18 protein-coding genes and 2 pseudogenes are annotated in these 21,252 nt (G+C 61.4%); 9 read left to right on the top strand and 11 right to left on the bottom strand.

All coding sequences use genetic code 11. The features are described from left to right. Nucleotides 1–45: 45 nt before the first annotated feature. The 3 genes from HNQ08_RS14615 to HNQ08_RS14605 are packed head-to-tail and all read left to right on the top strand — an operon-like array spanning nucleotide 46 to nucleotide 2,691. Nucleotides 46–690: an RNA ligase family protein gene (locus HNQ08_RS14615; protein ID WP_184133569.1), complete on the top strand. Its 645-nt coding sequence runs from the start codon at nucleotides 46–48 to the stop codon at nucleotides 688–690. Then, complete coding sequence (locus HNQ08_RS14610; RefSeq protein ID WP_184133567.1) at nucleotides 677–1,930, top strand: AAA family ATPase; 1,254 nt, start codon at nucleotides 677–679, stop codon at nucleotides 1,928–1,930. The genes HNQ08_RS14615 and HNQ08_RS14610 overlap by 14 nt, the downstream gene beginning before the upstream one ends. 26 nt (nucleotides 1,931–1,956) lie before the next feature. Continuing rightward, nucleotides 1,957–2,691, top strand: coding sequence for a nucleotidyltransferase domain-containing protein (locus HNQ08_RS14605; protein WP_229790057.1), 735 nt, complete (start codon nucleotides 1,957–1,959; stop codon nucleotides 2,689–2,691). A gap of 549 nt (nucleotides 2,692–3,240) precedes the next feature. On the opposite strand, the gene HNQ08_RS14600 is transcribed toward HNQ08_RS14605, so the two are convergent. After that, nucleotides 3,241–4,221 (bottom strand): proline iminopeptidase-family hydrolase, encoded by a 981-nt coding sequence (locus HNQ08_RS14600; protein ID WP_184133563.1) that lies wholly within the window; start codon nucleotides 4,219–4,221, stop codon nucleotides 3,241–3,243. Nucleotides 4,222–5,055: 834 nt separating this feature from the next. Between HNQ08_RS14600 and HNQ08_RS14595 the strand changes: the two genes are divergently transcribed. Continuing rightward, nucleotides 5,056–5,292: a hypothetical protein gene (locus HNQ08_RS14595; protein WP_184133560.1), complete on the top strand. Its 237-nt coding sequence runs from the start codon at nucleotides 5,056–5,058 to the stop codon at nucleotides 5,290–5,292. Then, the gene (locus HNQ08_RS14590) at nucleotides 5,289–5,432 is read left to right on the top strand and encodes a hypothetical protein (protein WP_184133558.1); all 144 of its coding nucleotides are present in this window, start codon (nucleotides 5,289–5,291) and stop codon (nucleotides 5,430–5,432) included. The genes HNQ08_RS14595 and HNQ08_RS14590 overlap by 4 nt, the downstream gene beginning before the upstream one ends. Before the next feature lie 344 nt (nucleotides 5,433–5,776). Here HNQ08_RS14590 and HNQ08_RS14585 read toward each other — a convergent pair whose 3' ends face one another. The 3 genes from HNQ08_RS14585 to HNQ08_RS14575 all read right to left on the bottom strand — a co-directional run bounded on the left by HNQ08_RS14585 (nucleotide 5,777) and on the right by HNQ08_RS14575 (nucleotide 9,261). After that, nucleotides 5,777–7,684 (bottom strand): GAF domain-containing protein, encoded by a 1,908-nt coding sequence (locus HNQ08_RS14585; protein ID WP_184133556.1) that lies wholly within the window; start codon nucleotides 7,682–7,684, stop codon nucleotides 5,777–5,779. Nucleotides 7,685–8,545: 861 nt separating this feature from the next. Further along, complete coding sequence (locus HNQ08_RS14580; protein ID WP_229790058.1) at nucleotides 8,546–8,956, bottom strand: hypothetical protein; 411 nt, start codon at nucleotides 8,954–8,956, stop codon at nucleotides 8,546–8,548. Further along, entirely contained in the window at nucleotides 8,953–9,261 is a 309-nt protein-coding gene (locus HNQ08_RS14575; protein WP_184133554.1) for an HNH endonuclease, read from the bottom strand. The genes HNQ08_RS14580 and HNQ08_RS14575 overlap by 4 nt, the downstream gene beginning before the upstream one ends. A 581-nt stretch (nucleotides 9,262–9,842) precedes the next feature. Between HNQ08_RS14575 and HNQ08_RS14570 the strand changes: the two genes are divergently transcribed. Together HNQ08_RS14570 and HNQ08_RS14565 are read left to right on the top strand one after the other, a co-directional pair. After that, a complete protein-coding gene (locus HNQ08_RS14570; protein ID WP_184133552.1) occupies nucleotides 9,843–10,913 on the top strand; it encodes a M36 family metallopeptidase in 1,071 nt (356 codons plus the stop codon). An 879-nt stretch (nucleotides 10,914–11,792) separates the two neighbouring features. Beyond that, nucleotides 11,793–12,490: pseudogene (locus HNQ08_RS14565) on the top strand (DDE-type integrase/transposase/recombinase). Nucleotides 12,491–12,578: 88 nt separating this feature from the next. Here the strand turns inward: HNQ08_RS14565 and HNQ08_RS14560 are convergent. The 7 genes from HNQ08_RS14560 to HNQ08_RS14530 form a co-directional block, all read right to left on the bottom strand. Then, a complete protein-coding gene (locus HNQ08_RS14560; RefSeq protein WP_184133550.1) occupies nucleotides 12,579–13,154 on the bottom strand; it encodes a type 1 glutamine amidotransferase domain-containing protein in 576 nt (191 codons plus the stop codon). A gap of 388 nt (nucleotides 13,155–13,542) precedes the next feature. Then, entirely contained in the window at nucleotides 13,543–13,821 is a 279-nt protein-coding gene (locus HNQ08_RS14555; RefSeq protein WP_184133548.1) for a thioredoxin domain-containing protein, read from the bottom strand. Further along, a complete protein-coding gene (locus HNQ08_RS14550; RefSeq protein ID WP_184133546.1) occupies nucleotides 13,814–14,833 on the bottom strand; it encodes a ribonucleotide-diphosphate reductase subunit beta in 1,020 nt (339 codons plus the stop codon). Before HNQ08_RS14550 ends, HNQ08_RS14555 begins: the two co-directional genes overlap by 8 nt. Before the next feature lie 144 nt (nucleotides 14,834–14,977). Beyond that, the gene (gene nrdE / locus HNQ08_RS14545; RefSeq protein ID WP_184133544.1) at nucleotides 14,978–17,065 is read right to left on the bottom strand and encodes a class 1b ribonucleoside-diphosphate reductase subunit alpha; all 2,088 of its coding nucleotides are present in this window, start codon (nucleotides 17,063–17,065) and stop codon (nucleotides 14,978–14,980) included. Then, entirely contained in the window at nucleotides 17,049–17,429 is a 381-nt protein-coding gene (gene nrdI, locus HNQ08_RS14540; protein WP_184133542.1) for a class Ib ribonucleoside-diphosphate reductase assembly flavoprotein NrdI, read from the bottom strand. The genes nrdE and nrdI overlap by 17 nt, the downstream gene beginning before the upstream one ends. Next, nucleotides 17,429–17,620: a hypothetical protein gene (locus HNQ08_RS14535; protein ID WP_184133540.1), complete on the bottom strand. Its 192-nt coding sequence runs from the start codon at nucleotides 17,618–17,620 to the stop codon at nucleotides 17,429–17,431. The genes nrdI and HNQ08_RS14535 overlap by 1 nt, the downstream gene beginning before the upstream one ends. Next, nucleotides 17,610–18,071 (bottom strand): acyl-CoA thioesterase, encoded by a 462-nt coding sequence (locus HNQ08_RS14530; RefSeq protein WP_229790059.1) that lies wholly within the window; start codon nucleotides 18,069–18,071, stop codon nucleotides 17,610–17,612. Before HNQ08_RS14530 ends, HNQ08_RS14535 begins: the two co-directional genes overlap by 11 nt. 454 nt (nucleotides 18,072–18,525) lie before the next feature. Between HNQ08_RS14530 and HNQ08_RS14525 the strand changes: the two are divergent. Next, nucleotides 18,526–19,149 (top strand): annotated as a pseudogene (locus tag HNQ08_RS14525) (IS6 family transposase). A gap of 341 nt (nucleotides 19,150–19,490) precedes the next feature. Continuing rightward, nucleotides 19,491–21,104, top strand: a complete 1,614-nt coding sequence (locus HNQ08_RS14520; protein WP_184133537.1) for a flavin monoamine oxidase family protein — start codon at nucleotides 19,491–19,493, stop codon at nucleotides 21,102–21,104. The last annotated feature ends 148 nt before the right edge of the window (nucleotides 21,105–21,252 follow it).

Here is a 21,252-nt window from a genome sequence, read left to right as displayed (position 1 = left end):
CGCCGCTGCCACTGCCTGACATAGTCTGCCGGGCAGTGATCTCCCATGCGAATCAAGTATCCCTCTACCCCCCATCTGCCCTGGTCTCCAGGGTTGCAGAATGGCGACCGCCGCATCGGTGACTTGGGCGGCCTGATCGGTCAGGACGTTGTCGTGACCGAGAAACTGGACGGTGAGAACACCAGCCTGTACCGCACGGATCTGCACGCCCGCAGCCTGGACACTCGCCCTCACCCGTCGCGGAGCTGGGTCAAGGCCGAGCGAGGCCGTTTCGGACATCAGATTCCTGGCGGCTGGCGGCTGTGCGGCGAGAATGTCTACGCGGTTCACAGTCTGCGCTACGAGGCACTGGACGGTTATTTTTACCTGTTCAGCGTCTGGGACGATCAGAACGTGTCTCGCCCCTGGGACGAGGTGCTGGACTGGGCGGCCCGCTTGGGAGTGCCAACACCTCGCGAGCTGTACCGGGGCATGTGGAGTGAGGCCGCGCTGCGGGCCCTTCCGGTTGATCCAGAGCGTATGGAAGGCTATGTGGTGCGTGTGACCGGCGCGATTCCGTACGTGGAGTTCCCGCGCCTCATGGCGAAATATGTGCGCGCCGGACACGTCCAGACCGATGGGCACTGGCTGACCAAACCCGTGGAGGCCAACGGTCTGCGGACAGGAGGGAACAGCGATGCAGGCCGCTGAGTTGCCCTCCCGGCTGGGTGCGAACGAACCGCTCCCTTTCAGCATCATCAGCGCGGCACTCTCTCCCCTGCTGCCTCTGCTCTCGCGGCTGGAAGACACTCCGCAGGACACCCACTGGCACGCCGAGGGCAATGTGGCAGTGCATTCAGCCCTGGTGGTGGACGAGGCGCATGTCCTGGCCGACGCCGCCGGCCTGAGCGGTCCAGACCGGGCCGCGCTGCTGCTAGCAGCGGCCCTGCACGACATCGGCAAGGCGCTGACCACCCGTGAGGAGCTGGACGAGGCGGGCCACCTTCGCCTGCGTTCGCGCGGACACGCGCGGCGTGGCAAGGACCATCTGGCCTACCGGCTGCTGGACGCCGGGTGGCCGCCCACGCTGCTGCTGAAGGTGCTGCACCTGATCGCCGAACATCACAGCCTGCACCGGGCCCTGGACGGCCACCTGGAGCGCAGCGTTCCGGCCCTGGCCCGGCGTGCGCCGTTGCCGCTGCTGACGTTACTGGCACGGGCCGATGCGCGGGGCCGCACCGTCCTGGGCGACGATGCCCGGCAGGGCGAGGACACGGCCGATCTGCTGGAACTCGCCGCCCGTGAGCTGGGCGTCTGGGAGGTGGCCGATCCGGCGGCCAGGTTCCGGGCCGAGTTGACGGCGCTGCTGCCCGGGGCCTCTCCAGCGTTGCTGACCCTGGCGCTGGGGCGCGGTCTGCGTGACTGGGAATCGGGCATCATCCATACGCCCCACGAGGCCGCCGCCCGCGTGCAGGACGCCGCCCGTCACGGTTTCCCAACGGTCACGGTGCTGTGCGGTCCCAGTGGCAGTGGCAAAAGCACGCTGGCCGTCCAGGAGCCAGACGCCCACCTAGTGAGTCTGGACGCCCTGCGCGCGAAGTTGGGCAAGGACCACACCGATCAGCGCGTCAATGGGCAGGTCATGCAGGCGGCCCGTGAGGCAGTGCGCGCAGGGCTGCGGCGCGGGGCGCATGTTGTGTGGGACGCAGGCAGTCTGCGCCGGGATCAGCGTGCACAGGTTCTGACGCTGGGCGAGGCCTACGGAGCATTGACCCGCATCGAGGTGGCGTGGACGCCGCCCGGCGTCTTCAGCGCCCGCAACGCCGCCCGCAGTCAGCCCGTTCCGGCTGCCGTCCTGAGCGCTCAGTTGAACTCATTGGAATTTCCCGACAGCGCTGAGGCGCATGTGGTGACCCTGCACACTCTGGATGGCGGAAAATGTCGGTTGTGATTGCTATCCCGTTCCCACCTCAGCTCTTGAGTGCCGCCCAAGCTCATCCCTACCCGCTGCTCTTTGCCACTCTCAGCGGCGCACACCTGTACGGTTTTGCCAGCCCCGACAGTGACTGGGATTTGCGCGGCGTTCATCTGCTGCCGCTGCGCGAGGTGCTGGGGCTGGGCACACGAAACGAGACGCATGAGCTGGCCCGCGACGACGGGACGGTCGAGCTTGATCTGGTCACCCATGACGCCCACAAATTTGCCCGCCTGCTGCTGACCCGTAACGGCTACGTCTTGGAGCAACTGCTCTCGCCGCACGTGATCCAGACCACGGCCGCGCACGCCGAGCTGGTCGCCCTGGCGCCCAGCGTGCTGACGCGCTGGCATGCCCTGCACTATCTGGGTTTCACGGCCAACCAATGGAAGCTGCTGGAAAAGGAGCAGCAACCCCGGCTCAAACCCCTGTTGTACGCCTTCCGCACTGTTCTGACCGGCATTCACCTGATGCGCAGCGGCGAGATTGAGGCCAATCTGGAATGGCTGAACACGGAGGCTGGATTGCCCTTCCTGGCGGACCTGATCGCTCTCAAGCGGGGCGAGCGCGAGAACGAGCCGCTGCCCGAGCCACTGGGCATGTATCGCCCGGCCTACGTGACACTGCTGCGTCAGCTGGAAGCGGCGCAGGAGACCACGCATCTTCCCAGCGAGGTTGCACATGACGTTCAAGCGGCTGTCAGCGACTGGGTGGTGCGGGCACGGCTGAGCAGCTAGAGAATAGTGCCAGCGCCTGGCCCCGTCTCTGTACGACAGAGTGGTGACCTTGCGGGGCGCAGGCACTGGGGGCATCATGCGCTGTCAGAACCACGCACACCCGTCCCTGCATAGCAGCCTTACCAGATGGCAATGTGCTGTCATTCCGGGCAAATTGGTACTGTTGACCTACTCCATGAAGTCGTCCGTTATCAAGGCCTTTCGGTCCAGTGAGCCATCTGGCACGGTATTGCGTGACCGCCACGCAGACGCTTAGAGGAGAAGAGCAGCAACTCCTCACGGGTTCCAGACAGTAGCCCACGCTTGGCCTTGCGGACGAGGCATGGTTCACCGATCATTCGTACAACGAGAGCGAGATGAATCTTTATTTCCATCCGCTGGAGTGACTGCAGGGCTGGTCCGGTTCGGCGGCCCCTGGGAGCGTCTGACCGCTGAGCAGAGCGCCCCTATCCCATCACTTAATCACGACCTGTGGAAAGAGATGAAAGCCATTGCAGGTCACCTGACATTCCACAGACTCATGGACAGCAGGCGGAAGGTCCCGGTCAATTACTCTTGCGCTGGGCGCGCGTCGATATCATGCAGGAACCGGATCAGGCCGTCAAAGTAGCGCTCCTGGTCGTCGTAAAAGGCCATGTGGCTCCCGTCCGGACAGTGCAGGTGCTGGCCGTCGGGCAACTCGCTGGCCATCCAGGCCATGTGGGCAGGGTCCATGGTGTCGTGCTGGGCGCCGATCACCAGCGTTGGAATATCGACGTGTTTCAGGTCCGCGGTGCGGTCCCAGTCCACCAGCTTGCCGCTCGCGCCCAGTTCACTCGGACCTTGCAGCGGCACGTAAATGGCCGGATTGATGTGCTTGAAGGCGCGGTTGACCGGATCGGGCCATTCCTCGGGAGACAGACGCAACACATGATGGACATAGTGGTGCGGCACCAGCAGTTCCATGTAGCGTGCGTTTTCGTAGTCCGAGTCGGCTTCCAGCTGTTGAATTTCGGCCAGCACGTCTTGATCCATGCCCGGCATCAGGGTTGAGCGCGCGTAGGCGTTGTACTGCGGGATGCTGGACATCATGTTCGAGATGATCAGGCCCCTCAGGTGCTCGGGGTACTTCAGGGCATATTCGAGGGCCAGAATGCCGCCCCAGGAGTGCCCCAGCAGGAAGAAGTTCTCACGGCTCAGCCCGAGGGCCTGGCGAACCTGCTCGACCTCCTCGACGAAGCGGGGCAGTTCCCATAACTCTGGGAGGTCCGGCTGGTCGCTGTAGGCCGAGCCGAGCTGGTCGTAGTAGTAGTACTCGATCCCCGCCGCCGGAAGGTAACTGTCGAACGCCTCGAAGTATTCGTGAGTGGCGCCGGGCCCGCCGTGGAGCAGCAGCACCTTGATGGTGGGGTGGTTGCCGACGCGCTTGGTCCAGACCTGAAAGGTGCCATGCGGCGTGTCGATTGGAATCCGTCTCACGCCGCCACTCAGACGGTCGTCGCGTCCGGTCGTGTCGAAGTAAGTGGCGGGATCTGGAGGGGGACGTGACATACAAACCTCCTGGGACTGGCACAATCGACGAAATAGCGTCGGCTATATATTTTTATTGGCGGTACTGCTCTCAACATACAGGGCGGCAGGTTGCGCAGGCAAGAACACCATAGACACAGGTGCAGTCCGTTACCAATACGCTCTCCGGACCGGTCCGACCGCCGCTTCAGTGACCTGAGCGCGGAGAACCGGTCCGCGTCAGCATGAAGTTCCTGGCATGACTGTGAAAGTCGCCAGAGGGCCCGCGATACGTGGGAGACGATTCGTTGAAGCACAGCTCGATTTGACCCTTGAACAAGCTGAAATCTGTCAGGAGATGAGAATCGCTGAATCGACATTCTTCATCTGAAAGTAGGAATCCACCGGATTCGAGGTCAGTGAGTGACGCTGCTTCAGATAGAAGGCCGCCGGATGTCTGCCGGGCGGCGGGAATGAATACACCCCTCTGTCGGCCAGGACAAAGTCGAACGTAAACGATCAGCGTGCCTGTTATAGCGGGTACTCAATTATCGACGCAGATTAAGGGGCAAGGAATGCCGCAGAGATATGCCGCACTGTTCTGAGTGGTCAAAAGTGGTTGCCAGCCGCAGCACGCTTTAAGCTCTTTGTAACTCAAGACACTTATACGGTTGCCCCTGGCTTTCACAACAACGAAAACGCGCCGTTGTTCTGAAACTATCGCCCAACGGCCTGCATAACCTTGACCACCCGTACATTTGACGGTATTTTATTCGACATCAAGGCGGCCTCTTGGGCCGCCTTCTTCTTTGCCCCCTGTGGGGCATGCGTGGGGCACCTTGATTCGTCTACCCTGAGTCTTGACTTCAATATCAAATGCCCCGAGGGCGATCAGGAGCGCTAAGCCAGAGGACGGTTGGCGGCAGCCCCTGCCCGGTCCAGGATGCCCTGACGCCGATTCCCGCCGATCACTTCGGCTCTTTCGTGCCGCTGGAAGCTACCCTGATGACTGTTGACCATCACGCTGTGCTCAACGCCCGGAAGACCGTCACCGAGCTGGCGGGTGGCCTGCTCGACCCCATCGGAACCCTGGGCACTACGCCGCAGCCATGAAGTTCCTGGACGTGGTGCGGGAGGTCAGAGAGGAGCGCCAGGAACTGGATCGCTTGGTCAGCGGGGAGCAGAACTTCACCCGGACGCACATGCACAGCCTGGCCGCGCACCTTAAGCTCGATCCCCAGATCTTCCTTTGAGGCTGGTGACCCGGAGACCAGCGCACCCTTGGGGCAGCAACGGCGCTCACCCCGCACACTCGGTCACAGTGCCATGACATCTCCGAGCCCAGCCTTTCGTCACTTACGAACTCAGCCTCTGAAGGCGCTCCCCGAATGGGATGCTATGGCGGAAGGCGTCACCGAGCTGCGCTGCTCCTCGGGCGCTGAGCCAAGAGGGAGATCCGGACGTTCTGATTTTGCCGCTCATGTCGTCACAGACTGCCTCAAACCCGCTCGTCCCGTTCCGGTAATGAGGGCAAGGGGCCAGTGGGCGCAGATCGGTCACGGCGGGGCAGCCTCTCCCCGGTTGAGATGGCAAGATTTTACTGCCGAGGTTTGGGGAGCGTAAATCGGAAGGTGGCACCCGAACCTCCGGAGCTCTCGGCAAACACCTGGCCCCGATGCTTCATCAAAATGCGCCTGACGGTGGCTAGGCCTACCCCCACCCCTTCAATTTCGCGCTGTGGATGAAGACGCTGAAACACCCCGAAGAGTTTCTCGGCGTATCTGGGATCGAAGCCAACGCCGTTGTCCTGCACTGAGACCATCCATTCATGCTCGCGCGTTTCTACCCAGACCTTCACTTCTGAGGTCTGACGGGTATTGGAATACTTGACCGCGTTGCTCATCAGGTTTGTCATCACCTGCTGCAACATCGATGGATCTCCCCAGACGGGCGGCAGCGGCCCCACTTCCCAGTGAATGGGTCTCTCCGGGAACTCCAGCCTGACATCCTGCTGTCCCTGACGCACCAGGGCCTCCAGATCGACCACCTGGGCGCTGAATGTCTGGCTTCCAGCGCGGGATAGCCTCAGCATGCCGTCAATCAGGGCGTTCATCCGCAGGGCGCCTTGCTGGATCACGTCCAGGTACTGCACCACTTTCTCCGGTTGCGACTTGTCCAGCGCCCGCCTGGCCAGGTCGGCGAAGCTCAGGACATGCCGGACCGGGCTCCGGAGATCATGTGACGCTGAATACGTGAAGGCTTCGAGTTCCCGGTTCACCTCGGACAGATCCTGCGTCCGTTGCCGGACCCGTTCTTCAAGCGACGTGTTGGCCATGTCCAGTTCCTTCTGGGCCTGCTCGCGCCGTTCGATCTCCTGTTGCGCCTGGGTGTACAGCCGGGCATGTTCCACAGCCTGGCCGGCCCGCCCGGCGACTTCGAGAGCGAAGGCCACATCCTCCTGATCATAGACCCGGTCCAGACTGGTCCTGGCCAGCCCCAACACGCCGACCACCTGACCATTGGCATGCATCGGTACCGTAATGACGGAACGCAACTGCAGACGCCGGACGTCGTTCTTCCAGGTGTCCGACTGTGGAAGGGCGTCGTACAGCTCGTCGGTGACCACCGGGATGACTTCAGGAAGGCCGGTCATGAACACGCGGCCGGCCCCATTCTCGACGGTGGTCTCGACGGGATTGTCCTCGATAAATTGACGCAGAAAGCTGACCATTGCCGGGTCCTGATGAACCACGGTCACCGGGAGGAGCTGTTGTCCATGGGGCGACGGGAGGTGAATCACGCACCAGTCCGTCAGGCGCGGGACGAGCAGATGGGCGATGCTTTCCAGGACAGCATCGAGGTCCAGCGAGCTGCTCAGCACTTCGCTGGCCCGAGCGAGAAAGAGAAGCTGTTCATTCAGCCGCTCCGTTCGCTCCAGCGCGGTGCTGCGTTGAAGTGCCTGTGCACACTGGCCCGCCAGCGAGGAGAGGAACTGACGGTCAACGTCAGCGAAGACCCGCTGTTGAGAAAAGGTCAGCATCAGGACGCCGAACACCTGATCTTTCACCATCAGCGGAAGGGCGGCCAGGCTGCCAGAGAAGTTCTGCATCTCAGTCTGCAGGACGGGATAGTCCTGCAGAGCCTGGGGACCCGTCTCGATGAACAGGGGGGTTTTCTGTCGGTAGGCTTCGGTCACAGGTGTCGGGCGTTCAAGCCGCATGGTTTGCCAGGGGGCGACAGCCACGGGGTCATACCCGAAGGTGGTGCGAATTTCCAGCGTTTGTCCATCCGCGCATGGAAGCGCCACTGCTCCGCCTCTAGCACCGAGGGCCTGGATTCCTTCATGCACGACCGCATGGAGCACTTCGGCGGGCGTCGTGGCGTTGCCGAGAGCTTGGGTGATGCGCCACCAGGCCCGGACGTGAGCCTGAGGATGAAAAGCAGTTTCAGCGCTTTCAATCCCGTCAGCACCCTGGAGCGATTCCAATCGCGGTTTTGCTGACATGATGAGAAGATAGTGCATGCAGCAGGGATCTAGCGGTAACGCCCCTTAAATCCCAGCAGGTGGCGAAGAGGGTGCTGACAACTAACGCCGTAAAGCCGTTGCGCCGTGTCAGACCAGAGGCCGTACCGCCACCCCGATGTCCAGCAGCGAGCCTACGGTTCCCTCCTCACGCACGGCGGCGTCAAGCAACTTTGCGTCTCCATCATTGGTGTCGCTCTGCAAGCGGCCTTCCAAAATGAGTGTTAACGGCACTCGAGCGCTGCAAGCCAGCGAGCGCATCATTCAAAACAATACTTGCATTCCGCCTGTGACTTCAGACGAAACTATTTTCCCTGGCCAGATGGATTTACACGTCTATGTCAGGCCCAGGAGGTTTAATGAAATGAGGGATTGTTGCCACATACAGGCCGATTGGCCTGCGGATGATCGGAGATCTCCCCGGCGTGCAGGTGGACGCCTTCCCAGTATTGGGGCTCAGTATCCATATCATTGAGCATGACAGGCGCCTCGCCATAACCAATGGATATTCTGGAGAGTTGGACCGACACCGTATCTGCGCTCAGACAGTTTAAACCAGGTGCATAGATTTGACAGGGCGCGAATATCAGGCTATCTTAGAAGAATCAAAGCGGCCTTCGGGCCGCTTTTCCTATGCCCCAGTAGGCTCTGCCTCATATTCTGTGACCACCCTGCGCCTGAGTGAGCCGACCTCCATCAAACTGGCCGATCTGCTCGCCTGCGCCTACGCTGCCGATCACGGTGAACAGACTCACCCATCCTCTCCGACCGTACGGCTCTAGTCGACTTCCTGGGCTGTCACGGGGGCGCATCGTTTATCGGACCTACCTGGCAGCACTCCCTTTACCAGCGTCTGGAGCGACTGGACATATGGACGCCGATCAGCAATCCCGGAAGCGCTGGCAGGGTGTAGAGCAATAAAAAGCCTGCCAGCGTGGCGCTGCCGAGGACATGACCCAGCGGACGGCCCAACGCGGCAGAGAGCGGACTGCCCAGCCACGCCACCACGGTCCACAGCCCACTATCCAGTCCGCTGTTCTGGACAGTCAGGGCGGCCCAACGCGCCCCAAGGAGCAGGCCTGTCTGAAGCGCCAAGGCTGGGAGCAAAACGGCGAACGCACGCCAGCCGGGTGCCGCCCTCCCAGCTAGGCCGCCCAACAACAACGGTCCCAGCAGCGGCACCCAGCCCAGCAGCATGGTCACCAGCAGCAGCATGACAGCGTGAATCCATGTCGGACCATTGCGCCGATTCATCCGAGAATCACACCCTCGAATAGCGTGCCTCGGCGGTCCCGGGTGGCAGTGACATCCCAAACCGGCTCGGAGAACAGACCTAGCAGGCCGCGCTTCGCGCAGCACAGGCGATTTTCGATCTTGGCACGGAAGCGCTGACTGGGTAAGACTGGCAATTTGGCTGGATCGCTGTTCGTCCTGTCGCCGTTAAAGTGGTGGGCGATCTCGCCGGGAACCAGCAGTTGATCAGGGAAGAGACCGTACAGCGAGCGAATCTTGCCCGTCGCTCGGTCACACACCGTGCAGTAGATCCTGTGCTTTTTCACCCTTTGACCTCCATCCCACAGGCACAAGCTGTGTTCCGTGTTCAGGCCAGACTACGCCGCTATACGGGCCAGGTGACGTCAGTCGCTGCACCGGCTCAGCCTCCGCGCCGCAAGCGTTCCCGCCCTTCGGAGGAAGGACGAGACGAAAGCAGCTTAGCCAAAACAGATCGCTTCGAGAGCTCCGGCACAACAATTCACTACTTCCTTGCCGAGCCATTCCTGACCGAGTGTCCTCGCTGCCGTCGAAGCGGCCCAGCTGCCAACTTAAGAGGAACCGGGCCGACCGTGGACTGCCTGCACTGCGCTTACACCGGGGCCTACGGCTCGCCAACCCATCGGATGATCATGCGCAACACTCGCGGCGAACCGCCGGCCTCACTTTTCAACTGCCTCTATGGCTTCAAGCTCCGGTTGCATGCCACGCCTTGTGGGCTTTAAATGCCCCGCATTTTGATTACCTTGACTTTTACATCAACGCCACGCTCAGGCAGCGCACGCACCTTTTCAGCGGCCAAAAGGTTTCAGTTCTGCGGCCCACCTCAGGCCAGCAACTGCTGCTAGTGGGCGTATGCTGGTTCTAAATGGACTCCAAGTACCGGACGGCCCTGACCGCGCTGATGTCCCTCTCGCTGCTTGCTGGCTGTGGGCAGTCCCCCAGCAACACCGTGCTGTCCGCGCAGGGCGGTACCGGCAAGCCTGTAACCGGGCAGACGACTGCCGCGGCGAAGGCCTTTTTACCCAATCCTGTACAGACGACCGGTGACGAGTCGCTGACGGATCAGAAGGACTCGGTCAGCGCCGTGCCCGCCAGCGCGTACTACAACGTGACCCTGACCCATCTGGACGGCAGCGGATACCTCATCGGCGACTACGCGAAAGTGGCCAGCGAGACTGGCACGCCCGTCTACGGCCCCGGCCCCTTCAACTTCACCCGAAATCAGGACGGGTTCGAGCAGGTCATGGCGTATTTCTGGATCACCGAAGCGCAGATGTATCTCCAGTCGCTGGGCTTCGGCAGCGAACTGCCCGCCGTGAACAAGCGGCAGCAGGCACTCAAGGTCAGCCAGTACGGTATCGACAATTCGTACCAGAACGACCATCCGGACATCATCCGCCTGGGTAAGGGGGGCGTGGACGATGCCGAAGACGGCGAGGTGATCGTTCACGAGTACGGCCACGCCGTGCACAATGCTCAGGTGCCGGGCTTCGGCACCAGCCTGGAGGCCGGGAGCATCGGGGAAGCCTTCGGCGATTACCTGGCGCTGACCGTCACACAGGCCGTGGCAACCGCCTATAAAGCGCCCATCAGGACGCCGCTGCCCTGCCTGATGGACTGGGACAGCACGACGTATACCAGCACGGTGCCGCACTGCATCCGCCGCACGGACACCAACAAGCACTATCCGGAAGACGTGCGCGGTGAGGTCCATGCCGACGGCGAGATCTGGGCGCGCGCCCTGTGGGACATCCGGCAGGCACTCGGAGCCCGCAAGGCTGACCGCATCATCATCAATGCGCAGTTCGGCTTTGCGCCGGACACCAGCTTCGCTGCCGCTGCCCAGACCACGGTGAAGACGGCCCAGGTAATGGCCGGCGATGCTGCAGCTACTGCCGTGCAAAAAGCCTTCACGAACCGTGGGATTCTGAAGTAGGGCGGCAAGTGGCCTTTCGAGGCGGCGAAAAGTCGTCCGGCAGGGCGCGTGTCATGCCCTGTGCAGACACGCCAATCCCGGAGGCACCAGAGAGCAGGAGCAGCACCGTCCCATACCAATCTGGCAACGCGACGAGTGGTCTTAGAGGCCGGTGCTCCGCCTGATTTCCAAATTCACCAGCAGGCTCGGAAAGAGGTGCATTTCGGGTGCCAGCACCGTGCAATGGCACAGAGCAGGCCTTCAATTTATGTAACCCAGCACTTTGGCCGATCCCTGAGCTCCCTCTCCATGAAAACAAGCGCTCTGGTCACGCCGTATAAACGGCACAGGCATGCGTGAGGGTGGGGAGAGCGATGCTCCACATTCACTTCCTCCTCCCTCCCTTGCAACCCCCCTTCCTGGCCGGGTCGCGCGTAACCCCTTGCCAGACCATCCACTTCTAGGCTCATAGCGTGCTGGTCAGGATGGTCCGTTCAACAGTGATGAAGGCAGGCAATGGTGGATGGCGATCAAGGAAGCCAACACCTGGTTGCGCGAAGTGCTCGACGTTTGGCGGAGATAGGACGCGAAATCCCCAATCGTCCCAGAAAGCCCCAGTCTCCAAAGTCTGGCAACACCTCTAGCGTCTCGTCGTCTGATGGCACCATACGGCGGACAAGCCAGAAAGAACAATGACACCAGTTGAGGTTCGCTCACCTTCAAAACAGCATTGCCTGCGCCGGCTTAAGCCTAAAAGACCTGATGGGATGGACAGAGGAGGAAGGCCAGCCTACGCGAGTGACTGGTGATAGCGGTCATTTGGGCAAGAGGGTGCATCTCGTCAGTTCGGCCCGGCCTGGGGTTCTGGCAAGTTAACCTCGGTTGGCCGGTGAGCTGTGAGTGCCTGGGCGCCGCTGCCGCCACTGTTTTCCACTTAGCGTCATCAGCTCTCCCCTGCGGCTCTACCATCGCTTCCTCCTCAGCCAGCGTAACGTTTAGGAGCTCCCCCACGAGCGTGGCATCCTCGTCAGCCACGAGACGTTGCGCAAATGGTGTCTTAAGTTCGGCCCACTCTTAGTGAACGGCCTGCGTCACCGGGAGGGAACGCCGCTGTTCCCGGTAGTCTCTGGACAAAGGTGTGCGTCAAAGCTGACGGGCTTAAGCAGTGGTTGTGGCGATCGACGAACACGGGGATGTGCTGGACAGCCTCCTCCACGAACACCGCAACACCAAGGCAGGTCCTTCTCGATGCTCCTGTTGAGGGAGGACGACATGCCAGCGGTTCTTCACACCGATCAGCGGTGGAGCTCTGGGGCGGCACTGCGCGTATTCCCTGTGCTCCATTTCATGGAACACATTCAGGTCATCTCCACCGTCCGCTACCACAACCTCGTGGAGGGATCACATCGCAGGGCAGGCAGCAGGAACGTAACCAGCTCGGCTTCAGACGAGGATGGCGAAGCCAGGAATTCCCCGCTCTACACGCTCGAGTCTCGAACCCCTCCTACCAGATCCGAACCACCGTCCCTACCACCGCGAGAAGGAAACCAGCCGCTGCGATTCTGCTCTGGCGGGAAGCCATGCAGCAGGCGGTTTGAATCTCAAACCGCCTGTCTGATCCCTCCTGGCTCCACCCGGGTGAAGTTGCCAGCACCCCACTCAGAGACATGGCCAAAATGAGTGCAATCAGCGCCGCTCACTCTGACGCCGCGCGTGATCGCCCTCGGCAAACTCCTCGATCATCTTGCGGTTGAAGGCAGGAATGTCGTCCGGCTTCCGGCTAGTCACTACGCCGCGGTCAGTCACAACCTCCTGATCCACCCACTTGGCTCCACCCAGTTTGAGTTCGTGCTGCAGGCTGGGCCAACTGGTCATGTGCAGCCCCTTCACCACTCCACTCTCGCTGAGCATCCAGGGCGCATGGCAAATCGCGGCGATGGGTTTACCGCTGTCATAGAACTCGCGGACCAGGGCGACAGCCCGTTCGTTCAGCCGCAGGGTATCCGGATTCACGGCGCCGCCGGGCAACAGCAGACCGTCGTAGTCGGCGGCGCTCACGTCCTGCACCGTACGGTCCACATCGACCTTCTCGCCCTTATCGATGTGGTTCAGACCCTGGATCTGACCGGCTTCCAGGCCAATGATCTCGGTGGTGGCTCCGGCCTGGTGCAGCGCCTCACGTGGGTGCAGAAGTTCCACCTGCTCGAAACCGTCGGCGGCGAGAATGGCAATTTTCTTCCCCTGCAATTGCTGTTCATTCATGTGCCCACCTTCCCGGGCTCAGAGGATGCAGACGTGACGCAGGGCTTAATCCCGCTTTACCGGAGCTAACCGGAAGCTTTACCCACACCACAGACCAGGCTGAACCTCAACCGCGATCTGGCCCACCTGGGGCAAGTGACGCCCGATGACGGTAAAGAGGGATTCAAGCGGCGGAAACGAGCGCAAGAATTCCTTAACCGGCAGCCTTCAGCATCACACTCGTACCGGCGCTTCCGCATCGACCAGAAGAAACAATCAGGAAAATGTGTTCCAGGCATGGTCAACGGTTGCAGCAGAGGTGATTTAAGGTTCAGACCACCCCTGCCCTTAGCCCGACCTGACGCCAGTTAAGGCAACATCACCGTTGTGGGGTCTCCATGAGACTGGTTCAGCGCTGGGCCGTCAGGAAGCCCCGCACCTCTCCCAATCCTCCGGTATTCACAAGCACCCTCCCGCTCGCCCGGTGGATCAGCACCGGAGTACTCTGCACGCCGCTGCTTTCGCTCAGCGCGGTGAAAGCAGCGGCGTGCTGCTGGCGGTGAACCACCTCAATCTGAGAGTCAAACTGGCCCCTGAGCGGCTTTTCCAGCATCAGCTTCAGGCGCTCGCAATTGGGGCAGTCGTCCTGCGTCAGGAGCACGAAAGGTGGCGTCTGGGCATCAGTCATGGCTGACACGCCCGGTGGGTTGAAGATCCGGGAAATGGCCGGCCCACAACGCAGCTATATCAGCGTCAGTGATCGCCTCGGTGGTGATCTTGCTGTAGCTGCTGCCCTTGGCGCTGAAGAAGTCGTGGGTGGTGCCGCGTCCCTGAATGCCGTTCTGAACCACGGGATGAATCTCCTCATCGGGGAAACTGCGCTCCAGATCGAGGTTATCGGCCAGCACGTTGAAATTGAAGCGGATAAAGCGCTTGACCTCCCCAGCCAGCCCCACATCGGCGTAGAGAACTTCGGTGTAAGCCAGCTCGTTGCTGTACAGCTTCTGAAGGGTCTCGGCGTACCAGGCTTTCGCATACGCCTGCTCGGCGGCATTAAGCACGTTGAATTTCTCCTGCGCCAGCAGCGCCACATACACGCCGTGCAGGGCCTCGTCCAGAATGATCAGGTTGAAGATCTCTCCTGCCGAGACCATACGGCCCTGTCCGGCCAGATACAGCGGATAGAAGAACCCACTGTAAAACAGCGATGTTTCCAACATGCAGGACACCACCATCTTCTTCCACAAACCCAATGTCGACACGTCGGGATCGTGGAAAATGCCCTGGATCAAGGCGATCTTGAATTGCAGATGGGGCTGCGTCCGCACCCACTCGAAGACCTCACGTTCCTCGGAAGTGGTCAGGAACGTCTTGTTCATCAAGCTGTAGCTGCGGGCGTGGATGTCCTCCATCATGCCCTGGAATTGCAGCGTCGCTTTGCGGATATGGCCGTCCACCAGCCCGCGCAAGGCAGGCATCCCCACCTCACCCTGCAACGTGTCCAGCGCATTCAGACCTGCCGAGGCGTGGATATACGTCCAGCGTTCGGCGTCGCTCAGCGTCTTCCAGACCAGCGCGTCGTTGCTCAGGGGAATTTCTTCGGGAAACCACACTTGGGAAGTGTATTTCTCGTAGAAAGTGGCCGAGAAGCTGTCCTCGGGATCGGACCAGTTGGTGGCAGAAAAGGGTTGAGATGACATGGAGACTCCTTGGGAGATTGCGGTGAGTCGGTGACGAACCCGAGCGGAGCGGGTGGTCGGAAGGCTTGACACGGAAGCCGTGTTTTCCTGGTCGCCACGGTCAGATTTCCAGGTGTTTTCAACACCTTGCAATCAGAGGCCGTATCAGACCACGCAGTTCAGGCACTCTTGCAGGTTGGACTTGCGCAGACGCGTGTAGTACAGGGTTTTGATGCCCAGGCGGTAGGCGTACAGGTAATACGCCTGCAGGGTGCGGGTGGTGACGCTACTCGGGACGAACAGCGTGCAGGAAATGCCCTGATCCACATGACGTTGTGCGGCGGCCACGGTGTCCAGCACGCGGCGCTGGTCCATGTCGTAAGCCTCCTCGTAATACCACTCGGTCTCGGCGCTCAGGTGCGGCATGGGATAGATGGTGCGCGCCTTATTGCTGGTGCGCGTTTCCACCTTCTCGGTGATGGGCATGATGCTTGCGCTGGCGTTCGAGACATAGCTGATGCTCCCGGTAGGCGCAACGGCCATTACGAACGAGTGGGCGAGGCCGTGCGCCTGAATGTCCTTGACCAATTGCCCCCAGTCAGCGCGGGTGGGCAGGACATGACCGTCAAACAGGGCCGCGATTTCCGGTGTCTTCGGCGCGAACTCCTGCTCCAGATACTGCGCGAAATACTCACCGGACTGGTAACGGCTGCCATTGAAGCCCCCGAAAACAAAGCCCGTGTCCCGAGCAATTTCCATACTTGCTTTGCGGGCGTGGTAATGCACGGCGGCGAAGAACACGTCCACGAAGTCCAGCGCCTCGGGCGAACCGTAGATCAATTCTTTGCCCGCCAGAAAGGAATGCAGGCCCATCGCGCCCAGACCAATCGAGCGCATGTCCTCATTGGCGCGGCGCACGGCAGGCACCTCGGCGATGCTGGTGGAGCGGGCCACGTTGTCCAGCATCCGTACCGCCGCGCCGACCACGCGGCCGATATCGCCGGCATACATCGTCTGCTCAATGACCAGCGACGCCAGATTGCACGACACGTCCAACCCGATCCGGTCTTCAGATTCGCGGCCATACGGGTGGAAATAGCTGGGTAGCGTGGGTTGCAGAATCTCGGAACAGAGGTTGCTCATCTTGATGGTGCCGACGTTGGGAATGGGGTTGGCGCGGTTGGCATGGCCCTCGAACAACAGGTAGGGGTAGCCGCTCTCACCCTGGGTGACAGCAATCTCTTCCAGAATTCGCCGGGCGGACACGCGCTTTTTGCGGATACGCGGGTTGTCCGCCAGCGCGTCGTATTCCGCCGTCCAGTCGATGTCAGTGAACTCGCGCCCGGTCTCCCGCCACAGCGAATGCGGGTAGAACTGATAGATGTCCTCCCCGGCACGCACTTTTTCGATAAAGATGTCGGGGACGGTGGCCCCCACACTCAGGGTTTTTAACCTCGCGTCCTCGTCGGTGGCGATCTTTTTGGCCGAGAGGGTATCCAGAAAATCGGCGTGCATCACGCTCAGGTAGATGGCTCCCGCACCGGGGCGCTGTCCGGCCTGATCGGCATATCTAAGCATGTTGTCGAGCATCTTGGCGACGCCGAGAACGCCCTTGGTGACGTTCTGAATGCCGCGCAGGCTCTCACCGCGCGCCCGCAGATTGCTGACCTCCACGCCGATGCCGCCGCCACCCTTGCTCAGTTCGGCGACGAAGGCCAGCGTCTTGGTGATCGAATCCAGATTGTCGGTGCAGTCCTGCAAGAGAAAACAACTTACGAGGCGGCCGGTATTCGCCTTGCCGGAATTCATCAGCGTGGGCGTGGCCGGGGTAAAAGTCTGGTTGACCAGGTGATGCACCAGCTCCAGCGCCTCTGCCACGGTGTCTGCGCGGCTCAGGGCGGTGATGCTCAGGCGGTCCTCGTAGCGCTCCAGCCAGCGGGTGCGGTCCGGGGTCATGGTGGCGTACTCGTTGTAAAACTTGAATGCACCCATGAAGGACTGGAAGCGAAATTTGGTGCTATAGGCCCGCTCAAAGACCGCCTGCACCTCAACTGACGTATAGCGCTCAAACAGCGCGGCGTCCCACACGCCCTGCTCGGTCAGGTACCGGATTTTCTCCTTCAGGTTGTGGAAGAAGACCGTGTTCGGGTTGACCTTTTCCTGAAAGTAGACCTGTAGGGCTTCGAGGTCGTGCTGCGGTTGCACCAGCATTCCGGCCAAGACTTTGTTGTTCAGTTCAATCCAACGTTCCATATCCGTTCTGCTCCCTTAGCCACGCCAGCACACAGGCACGGTCTGCGGCGGTGCCACCCTTATTCACTTTGGCGACGATGGGCACGCCGTACCGCACCGCGATGACGTCCGCCGCCCGCGCGAAGTTCTGGCCCCAGTGGTACGAGCCGCTACTCACCACGCCGCGCAGCAGGTGGCCATGTTGATCTAAAAAATTGCGTGTGCTGTCCGGCACCTGCCCCGTGCCAAAGGTGTAGGTCAGCAGCAGGTATTCACGGCTGGGGGGGTGTGAGCGCACATCCACCACTTCTATGTCCAGGGACCCAGCCAGTTCCTGTGCCAGCCGCCGCACGTTGCCCGTCAGGGAATCGTAGGCCAGCAGCATCAGCCTTCCAGCACTTTTTGGCCGCGCAGGTCGGCGTCGAACGTCTGAACGTTTGTCGCCAGCACGTCCGCCTCCGAGATCACGCCACGCTCCTCCAGGACGGCCAGCAGTTCGGGCATCATGCGAACGCTGCCGCGTCCCTGGGCCGCGCCCAGCAGGACAGCGTTCAGGGCTTCAGTCCTATGGGACATCGGTCTGTCCAGCCAACCTGGGTACGGCGATGGGCTGGCCGTCGTCCCCAAGCGCCACCAGCACAAAGGTGCCAGCGCAACCCAGCTCGCGGTGTTCGCTGTACATCTCCTCAATAAACAGTTCCACCAGCACGGTCATGCTGCTGCGCCCGGTCTTGACGACGCGGGCGACGAGTTCCACCAGACTGCCCTGCGGAATGGGCCTGGTGAATTCCATGGCGTCCAGGTGCCGCGTGACCACCTTGCGGCGGCAATAACGGGTGGCCGCGATGAAGGCGGCGCTGTCCATGAGTGACAGCGCTTCGCCGCCGAACAGCGTGCCGTGATGGTTGGTGGCACCGGGAAAGACCACATGGGTCACGCGGGTCTCGGCGGCGTAGGGGCGAGTCAGGAGGTCGTGTGGTGAAGTGCCGGGTGGCAGGCTCAGATCATCCAACGCAGGGGAGTTCACAAAGGGACCTCAAAAAAAGCAATAAGACGGGGACGCCCGCGCAGCGGGTGCCGCCGGTCAACAGGATGTCAAGGCAAAAAAGAAACGCCCTTGCGCGGCCCAGTGGTGGGCGGCAAAGACGGTACTGCTACAGCTAATTCGGCATGGAGGTCACCCTTGGCCCCTACGCGGGGGCAGGCACGAGAAGGTGTGGTCTCCGCGAGGCGAGCGTTCGGACTGAGGACCGTAGCGCGACTGTGCCGGACTGACCTTGACGCACCTTTTCAGCGCACACAAGTATGACCGGACTTCCCTCGGTTCCTGCGGAGGCAGCTCAATGGAGCAGCGCCGTCACTGTACCGCATCTGGTATCGGAGTGAATGCAGGATTCTACATGTGGAGTTCTGGTCACTGAACCGCAGTCGGCTGATCGTCCGTAACAGACCGCAAGCCCTACCGACACCGTTTTCCGCTTATCGCATCCAACACGCCCTTTGGCTCTCCCACCGATTTCCCCTGAGCGAGCGTGATGTTCAAGAACGACTGCACGTGCGCGGTCTTGAGGGCAGTCACAAAACCCTCCGCCAGTGCAGTATCAAGTTTGCACCGCTCCTCACCGAAGAGCTGCGCCACTGGGAGGGGACACCTCTGTTCTCGGTGGCTTCTGGACGAGGTGGTCATCGAGATCAGCGGCAAGAACTTGTGGTGATGGCGGGCCATTGACGACTCTGGCGCAGTGCTCGATCTCTGCCTTCAAACACGTCGAGAGAGGCAAGCAGCGAAGACCCTTTTTCGAACGGCTGTTGGTGAACGACGATGGACCAGACGCGATCCACATGAATAAGCTCTGGAGATACGGATCGGCTATCAGAGACCTTACTGTGCTCTACGCTGTGGAGCACAGTAAGGTCATCTCGACCGCTCGCTGCAACAATCTGATCGAACAACCTCACCACCCACCCAGGAACAGGAACGAAGTCAGTTAGGCTTCAAGACACCAGGGCGAGCATAGGAATTCCTGGCCTTATATGCCCGCGTTTCGAATCTCCACCAACACACCCGGACCACCGTTCCTGCCCATCTCCGGCCTGAACTTTAGAAGGCCACTGACCTGATCTGGCTCTTGATCCGTTAGCTTGCCAGAACCGCGATGATAGAGCCATAGGACGTCCCCAATGACGCTGAGTGGAAAACAGTGGCTGCAGCGGCTTCCGATGGGTCACAGCTCAACACCCTATCTCCATTCAGTGGCCAGAGCCCGCGCTGGCGAGAACGGCTACTGGGAACGTCGTGCGCGGGAAGATGTATTCTGGGCTGCAAACACATCAAATCTGGCGTGCCTCGCCCTGCTTGTGAAGCCGCCTTGCCAGGGAGAAACATGAAGAAAGTCCAGCAAATGCTGTTGCTCAGTGGTTCTTGCCGTCTTGTGCAGGCCGCGTCATGAGCCGCACTCCACTGTTCGGCGCGGTGCGCCGGATAATGATGCTGGCGGGTCAGGCCGAGCGGCGCAACATCGGTGCTGCCGAGGCCATGGAGCGTCAGGAAGAGGCGCAGGCGACGGTCTCGCGGCGCGGCATGCTGCGGGCAGGCGCGGTGGGCGCAGCCGCCCTGGCGCTGTCCGGGGCGGCTCCAGCGCTGGCAGGCGGCGGCGGTCCAAGGGCTTCCGATCCTCCCGTGGTGATCATCGGCGCAGGCGTGGCTGGACTGGTCGTGGCTTACCGCCTGCACAAGGCTGGTATTCCATATCAGATTTACGAGGCGTCCGGACGGGCCGGAGGGCGCATGTCCACGCTGCGCGGGCATTTCCCCAGGCCCGTTGAACTGGGCGGCGAATTCATCGACAGCGGCCACACGGCTATTCGCGCCCTGGCCCGTGAGCTGGCGCTGCCCCTGATTGACCTTTCCCGCAGCGACAGCGGCGTGATAGGGCAGTGGTATGACATCGGCGGGCAGCGCTACACCGAGCGGCAGGCCATTGACGCCTTCCGGCCCCTGATTCGGCGCATCGACGCCGATTACGCCAGTCTGGGCGACAGCGTGAATTACCGCACCCCGCAAAAAGGCCTCAAGCTTGACCGGCTGTCCATCCGCGAGTATCTGGAACAGACTGGTGCCGAAGGCTGGTTGCTGCAACTGCTGGACGTGGCCTACAACATTGAATTCGGCCTGGAAACCTCCGAGCAGAGTAGTCTCAATTTCATTACGCTCGTGGGGACCGAACCGGGGAGCTTTCAGATGTTTGGCGAGAGCGATGAACGCTACGGCGTGATGGGCGGCAATGACCGCATTCCGCTGGCGCTGGCGCGGGTGGTGGGCGCACGTACCGAATACGGCACCCGCCTGGAAGCGGTTCGCAAGCGGGCAGACGGGCAGTATCTGCTGACGCTGGATGCGGGCGGCACCCGCCGCGAAGTCATGGCCCCACAGGTGGTTTTCGCGCTGCCGTTTACCATGTTGCGCCAGGTGGACCTCACCGGCCTGCCGCTACCCACCATTAAACGCCGGGCCATTGCCGAGCTGGGCTACGGCACCAACGCCAAACTGATTGCCGGGTTCACCCGGCGGGTCTGGCGCGAGCAGGGCAAATCCAGCGGCGAGGTCTTCACCGATCAATTCTGGCAGAACACCTGGGAAAGCAGCCGGGGAACCCCGGTGGGCGGTGGCGGCACCCTGACCAACTTCCTGGGCGGCAAGCGTGGCCTGGAGATTGCCAGCGGCAGCGCCGAATCCCAAACGGCCCGCTGGTTGGGTGAGATGAACCGGATTTTCCCCGGTCTGGTGGCTGCCCGTTCAGCCGTGCCAGCAGCGCGGGCCGACTGGCCGAATAATCCTTATGTACGGGCGTCGTATGCCAGTTACCGAGTGGGACAGTGGACCAGCATTGGCGGTGCCGAGGGCGAGGCAGTGGGCGGGGTGCATTTCTGCGGCGAACACACCTCGGCAGAGGCACAGGGCTACATGGAAGGCGGTGTGGAGAGCGGCGAACGGGTGGCCCGTGAATTGCTGCTGGCCCGACGGGCAGGACGATTCGCCCCACACTCGGCCTATGCCTGAGGCGCGTCTGCCGTCTCCAAACGTTTAAATTCAAGCAGATAACCCATATCCTGCACCCAAGGGGGTAGCGCTAATGACTCCAGGACGCGACCCGTACCAGTCCGGCCGATTCAGGCTGCCGCGCGGCCTTGAGGATCAGGGAGGGATT

The sequence above is a fragment of the Deinococcus humi genome (assembly GCF_014201875.1).
GTDB classification, from domain to species: Bacteria; Deinococcota; Deinococci; order Deinococcales; family Deinococcaceae; genus Deinococcus; species Deinococcus humi.
This window is presented reverse-complemented; position numbering and strand designations above follow the sequence as displayed.

Coding starts and splice junctions, on each gene's coding strand:
- HNQ08_RS14580 (WP_229790058.1), bottom strand. CDS start 8,956: ATGAATCGGCGCAATGGTCCGACATGGATTCACGCTGTCATGCTGCTG.
- HNQ08_RS14615 (WP_184133569.1), top strand. CDS start 46: ATGCGAATCAAGTATCCCTCTACCCCCCATCTGCCCTGGTCTCCAGGG.
- HNQ08_RS14595 (WP_184133560.1), top strand. CDS start 5,056: ATGCCCCGAGGGCGATCAGGAGCGCTAAGCCAGAGGACGGTTGGCGGC.
- HNQ08_RS14550 (WP_184133546.1), bottom strand. CDS start 14,833: ATGTCATCTCAACCCTTTTCTGCCACCAACTGGTCCGATCCCGAGGAC.
- HNQ08_RS14610 (WP_184133567.1), top strand. CDS start 677: ATGCAGGCCGCTGAGTTGCCCTCCCGGCTGGGTGCGAACGAACCGCTC.
- HNQ08_RS14535 (WP_184133540.1), bottom strand. CDS start 17,620: ATGTCCCATAGGACTGAAGCCCTGAACGCTGTCCTGCTGGGCGCGGCC.
- HNQ08_RS14555 (WP_184133548.1), bottom strand. CDS start 13,821: ATGACTGATGCCCAGACGCCACCTTTCGTGCTCCTGACGCAGGACGAC.
- HNQ08_RS14560 (WP_184133550.1), bottom strand. CDS start 13,154: ATGAATGAACAGCAATTGCAGGGGAAGAAAATTGCCATTCTCGCCGCC.
- nrdE (WP_184133544.1), bottom strand. CDS start 17,065: ATGGAACGTTGGATTGAACTGAACAACAAAGTCTTGGCCGGAATGCTG.
- HNQ08_RS14600 (WP_184133563.1), bottom strand. CDS start 4,221: ATGTCACGTCCCCCTCCAGATCCCGCCACTTACTTCGACACGACCGGA.
- nrdI (WP_184133542.1), bottom strand. CDS start 17,429: ATGCTGCTGGCCTACGATTCCCTGACGGGCAACGTGCGGCGGCTGGCA.
- HNQ08_RS14585 (WP_184133556.1), bottom strand. CDS start 7,684: ATGTCAGCAAAACCGCGATTGGAATCGCTCCAGGGTGCTGACGGGATT.
- HNQ08_RS14570 (WP_184133552.1), top strand. CDS start 9,843: ATGGACTCCAAGTACCGGACGGCCCTGACCGCGCTGATGTCCCTCTCG.
- HNQ08_RS14520 (WP_184133537.1), top strand. CDS start 19,491: ATGAGCCGCACTCCACTGTTCGGCGCGGTGCGCCGGATAATGATGCTG.
- HNQ08_RS14590 (WP_184133558.1), top strand. CDS start 5,289: ATGAAGTTCCTGGACGTGGTGCGGGAGGTCAGAGAGGAGCGCCAGGAA.